The sequence below is a fragment of the Candidatus Erwinia dacicola genome, from assembly GCF_001756855.1.
Classification (GTDB): domain Bacteria; phylum Pseudomonadota; class Gammaproteobacteria; order Enterobacterales; family Enterobacteriaceae; genus Erwinia; species Erwinia dacicola.
Genome location: NZ_MAYS01000599.1, coordinates 1 through 4,238, shown reverse-complemented (window position 1 = coordinate 4,238; position 4,238 = coordinate 1). Strand labels below are relative to the sequence as shown.

Annotated in this window: 8 protein-coding genes, 1 tRNA gene and 1 pseudogene; 2 read left to right on the top strand and 8 right to left on the bottom strand. The window is 53.2% G+C overall.

Annotated elements, in window-relative coordinates; translation table 11 throughout:
- A partial coding sequence (locus tag BBW68_RS14795; protein ID WP_186821357.1) for a transposase occupies positions 1-195 on the top strand: 195 nt, incomplete at its 5' end.
- Positions 196-496: 301 nt separating this feature from the next.
- Here BBW68_RS14795 and BBW68_RS14790 read toward each other — a convergent pair.
- Positions 497-571 (bottom strand) — tRNA-Arg (locus BBW68_RS14790).
- A gap of 194 nt (positions 572-765) precedes the next feature.
- Here BBW68_RS14790 and BBW68_RS14785 point away from each other — a divergent pair.
- Complete coding sequence (locus BBW68_RS14785; RefSeq protein WP_070135929.1) at positions 766-1,935, top strand: tyrosine-type recombinase/integrase; 1,170 nt, start codon at positions 766-768, stop codon at positions 1,933-1,935.
- Here BBW68_RS14785 and BBW68_RS19005 read toward each other — a convergent pair.
- The 7 genes and pseudogenes from BBW68_RS19005 to BBW68_RS14750 form a co-directional block, all read right to left on the bottom strand.
- Positions 1,919-2,101: a helix-turn-helix transcriptional regulator gene (locus BBW68_RS19005; protein WP_070135928.1), complete on the bottom strand. Its 183-nt coding sequence runs from the start codon at positions 2,099-2,101 to the stop codon at positions 1,919-1,921. The genes BBW68_RS14785 and BBW68_RS19005 overlap by 17 nt on opposite strands.
- Positions 2,098-2,845: pseudogene (locus BBW68_RS20025) on the bottom strand (ATP-dependent helicase); the annotation flags it as partial. The pseudogene BBW68_RS20025 and the gene BBW68_RS19005, both read right to left, overlap by 4 nt.
- 72 nt (positions 2,846-2,917) lie before the next feature.
- Complete coding sequence (locus BBW68_RS14770; RefSeq protein WP_070135927.1) at positions 2,918-3,187, bottom strand: PDDEXK family nuclease; 270 nt, start codon at positions 3,185-3,187, stop codon at positions 2,918-2,920.
- A gap of 4 nt (positions 3,188-3,191) precedes the next feature.
- Positions 3,192-3,380, bottom strand: coding sequence for a hypothetical protein (locus tag BBW68_RS14765; RefSeq protein WP_070135926.1), 189 nt, complete (start codon positions 3,378-3,380; stop codon positions 3,192-3,194).
- Positions 3,377-3,592 (bottom strand): ANR family transcriptional regulator, encoded by a 216-nt coding sequence (locus BBW68_RS14760; protein ID WP_070135925.1) that lies wholly within the window; start codon positions 3,590-3,592, stop codon positions 3,377-3,379. The genes BBW68_RS14765 and BBW68_RS14760 overlap by 4 nt, the downstream gene beginning before the upstream one ends.
- A gap of 10 nt (positions 3,593-3,602) precedes the next feature.
- A complete protein-coding gene (locus tag BBW68_RS14755; protein ID WP_070135924.1) occupies positions 3,603-3,806 on the bottom strand; it encodes a hypothetical protein in 204 nt (67 codons plus the stop codon).
- Between the two features lie 80 nt (positions 3,807-3,886).
- Positions 3,887-4,238: transposase (locus BBW68_RS14750; RefSeq protein WP_186821356.1), on the bottom strand; the 352-nt coding region annotated here is incomplete at its 5' end.

Here is a 4,238-nt window from a genome sequence, read left to right as displayed (position 1 = left end):
GAGGTGAAGCGGCGTTCCCACGTGGTGGGTATTTTCCCCAACGAAGAGAGCATAACCCGGCTTCTGGGTGCGGTGCTGACGGAGCAGAACGAAGAATGGCTGTTGCAGAACTGCTACCTGCCGCCGCACAGCATGGCGGAGATAGAGCAGCCCGCTGAAAACGATGTAATCGAGGCGCTGCCACTCAGCGCTTAACAGACATATTACCGGACCGGAAGGCTGGATCTGAATTTACACCACCTTGACGGACTCGGCCAAAAGCCCTCCTGCCACTGCGAGGCGATATGATTTTTCCGCAGGTTTAGCTGAGTCGATTTGCTTTACCGTAAGCATGTGGGCATAAATCCGTGATCATTTTGCAGTGTGCCCACAATATGCCCGCAAAAGAATCTGGCAGTCAACGATCTCATGCGAACGTCAGCGGACGACAAATGCTGTTTATATGGATGATAAAGGGTTGGGGAGGAACCTGAGCGAACGGAGGCGAACTAAGAAATGGTGTCCCCTGCAGGAATCGAACCTGCAACTAGCCCTTAGGAGGGGCTCGTTATATCCATTTAACTAAGGGGACTTTGTTGGTGATTAATTTTTTTGTTCACCGATTTGCAGATAGTACCGCCTTTAGTGGTTTAACATCAAGATTTAAGTGCGTTTTTGTTCACATTCGGCTTTCTTGTTTTACGTTAAAACAGGCTTTGTTCACTTGCCAATGCGTACACAATGAGTACAGAATTCCTTATAAATTTGTGTACAGGATATAAAGCATTGGTACTGAGCGACACTAAACTGCGCGGCCTTCACGGTAAGCCATATTCCGGCCCGGCGGAAATCACCGACGGCGACGGACTGAGCGCGAGGGTTACCCCTACGGGCACAATCTCTTTCCAGTATCGTTACCGCTGGAATGGTAAGCCTGTGCGCCTTACCGTCGGACGTTATCCGTCAATGTCACTCAAAGAAGCCCGCGTGATCGTCGGCGAGATGCGCGCATTGTACATGAAGGGGGTTAACCCCAAAAACTATTTTGCCCGTAGCGACGGTGAACTGACATTAAAAGAATGCCTGGATCAGTGGTGGGATAAGTATGTCGCTGACCTGAAGCCCAACACGCAGACCCTGTATAAATCGGTTGTGTACAACACTATGTACACACAGTTCGAGGACGCGCCTGTAGCCAATATTCCGGTTTCGGCCTGGGTACGTTTTTTTGATAAACAAGAAAGTCTCAACAAGAAAAAGGTGCGCGTGCTTCTCCTGCAACTGCGTTCCGTCGTTAACTGGTGTATCAGTCGCCAGCTAATTCCATCATGCGAATTGCTCAAACTCAGCGTAAAGAATATCGGTAAAAAACCGGATGAGGGTAGCCGCGTCCTTACCTATACGGAACTGGCAAAGGTCTGGATCGCGCTGGAGAACTCGAAAATAGTTTCATCCAACAAAGTGCTGCACCAGCTGCTGTTGCTATGGGGTGCCAGCCTTTCCGAACTGCGCCTCGCGACGGCCAGCGAGTTCAACATGGAAGACCTGATATGGACGACGCCAAAAGAGCATTCAAAGATGGGGAACATCATTCGCCGTCCGATCTTCGACCAGGCGAAACCGTATATCGAACGGCTGCTTAATGCGGGGCATGATGTGCTATTCCCCGGCCAGGAACTGGATAAAGCGATTGATCGTTCATCGGCAAATTTGTACATGAAAAAGCTGAGGGAAAAGATCGAGATACCGGAGTGGCGAACGCACGACTTCCGGCGCTCACTGGTAACGAATTTATCTGGGGAAGGGGTTATGCCCCATGTCACCGAAAAGATGCTGGGGCATGAGCTGGGGGGAGTGATGGCGGTGTATAATAAACACGATTGGTTGCCAGAGCAGAAAGAAGCGTACGAACTGTATGCTGATAAGATTTTCTGGCACGTTAAACAGCTCGGTTAACACCTCCTTCGTTAATCCATTTTTCAACAGCCTGGCGACTGTAGCGCGACGGATGAGTAAGCACCGGTTCAGGAAAACCGTGTTTTTTGCGCAGGTTGTACAAGGCGGTTCGTTTTTTCTGCAGTAACTTAGAGACTTCATTTTCGGTCATAAAGTCAGTAATCATAGTACGCCTCTCTTTTTCATGGCATCGAGCAGGATGTCCTGCACTGTTCGTTTTGAGTTGCGCCGCTCCATCACCATTTCGTCCATAGTGTCGGCAGCGATAATGTGGTGAATGAACACCGGGCGGTTGTGTCCGGCCTGAATCTGCCGGGTTGGCCCGATGCGTTCGATAATTTGCTGGTACTGTTCCAGGTCCCACCAGTGCGAGAAAAACACCAGTATGTTGCCGCCGTCCTGCATATTGGTGTGCGAACAGCACAGGGATTTTTCCGGCGTTCCAGTCGCGCAGCGTCTGTGGGTCCTGGTCGAGGTGGCGACCGCGAGGGAATGCTTTAAGCAGCCGCTCGAGATCGTGTTTCCAGTGGTAGGCCACCAGTACCGGCGCGCCAGCTGCTTCGGTGAGAATACTGTCCAGCGCCTGCAGCTTTGCGTCGTGCAGTTCAGACCAGCTCCCGGCGTCGTCGGTGTACACCGCACCGCTGGCAATTTGCAGACACTTCACCGTCTTTGCCGCGGCGTTCGGCGCTTCGATGCCTTCGCCGTTCAGCTCGAGGAACATTTCCTTTTCCATTTCGCGATACTGCTGGCGGGCTTTCGGCGGCATGTCCACGCGGATCACGTTATGGATGGGCTATTTGATGTCGAACCAGTCGGTGGCATCGAGGGAGATAGTCACGTCGGCCAGGGCGCGCTGTATTTCGTCCTGGGAATGGGCGAACGGCTCCAGCTTTGTCCAGCTTTGCCCAGCCATTAGCCGTTTCGCTCTTAAGCGCCACGGTCGCGCCATTCCATTCATAAAGGCGTTTAGGGTGTTTAATCACAATATCCCTTCCAAATTTTTGCTATCCAACACCACCACGGTAAAGCCCAGCGCGCGGAGCCGTGCGTGCTCGCGCAGCTGGTCGGCGCGTGGTGGTTTGCCGGGTGCTTTGCATTCAACGAAAACGAGGCGGCCACCGGGTAGCAGGACAATGCGATCCGGTACTGAGCGGCGGCCGGGTGACACGAACTTAAAGGCGACCCCGCCAGCCTTTTTCACTTCGGCGATGAGGTGCTTTTCGATAAGGCTTTCACGTTCATAGGCCATAACGCTATCTCCCGTCGAAACGACCGTAGCCTTTGACCATGCAATGACCGTTGATGTATACAGCTGTAGTGCTCAGTTCTTTGGCAATGCGAACCTCGCAATCTTCGCGGTCGTGCTCACCGGCGAAACAAACCAGCAGAGCAAACAGCGAAATTCCGCCAACCCAAAGAAGCACACGGATTACTGTTTTCACTCGTCTACCGCCTTACGCTTTTCGCGCATGTTCTGCATCAGACAAAAATCAGACCGGCGTTCGCTCCAGTCCTGATTCAGTTCGTTACGTGATTCGCGATTGGCTTTGGACCAGACCTTTGCCGCCCGGTCATACTCACCGGACTGCTCAAGGCGCAAAGCCTCCCGCGCAGTCCGGTAATAAAGCGGACTGTCCCGATATTTAAATGACATAGGGGTTACCTCAGTTGATGACGCCAACAATCTCTGGGTCGGTAGCCATATCGCTGTTAACCAGACGGAAGCGGACCAGAACTGCGCCCTGAGCGCCCCAGTCTCTGCGCAGAGTGCGCCAGGAGGGTTGTTTATCGCCGCAGCATTCCAGAATGGCGGCGCTGTCTATATCGAACTGCGCGCGGCTATCCATTACCATATAGACATATTTCATAGCGGGTCACCGTCTGAAAGGTCGAGTCCGTCAAGGTGGTGTAAATTCAGATCCAGCCTTCCGGTCCGGTAATATGTCTGTTAAGCGCTGAGTGGCAGCGCCTCGATCACATCGTTTTCAGCGGTCTGCTCTATCTCCGCCATGCTGTGCTGCGGCAGGTAGCGGTTCTGCAACAGCCATTCTTCGTTCTGCTCCGTCAGCACCGCACCCAGAAGCCGGGTTATGCTCTCTTCGTTGGGAAAAATACCCACCACGTCGGAACGCCGCTTCACCTCTTTATTCAGGCGCTCCAGCGTGTTCGTGGAGTGGATTTTCACCCGGTGCGCTCCCGGGAACCCGAAGTACGCCAGCCCCTCCGCCTCCGCTTCGTCCATCATCTCTGTGACTGCCGGGAAGTTCTTTTCCAGCTGGGCCGCGACCTCGTGCCAGCTG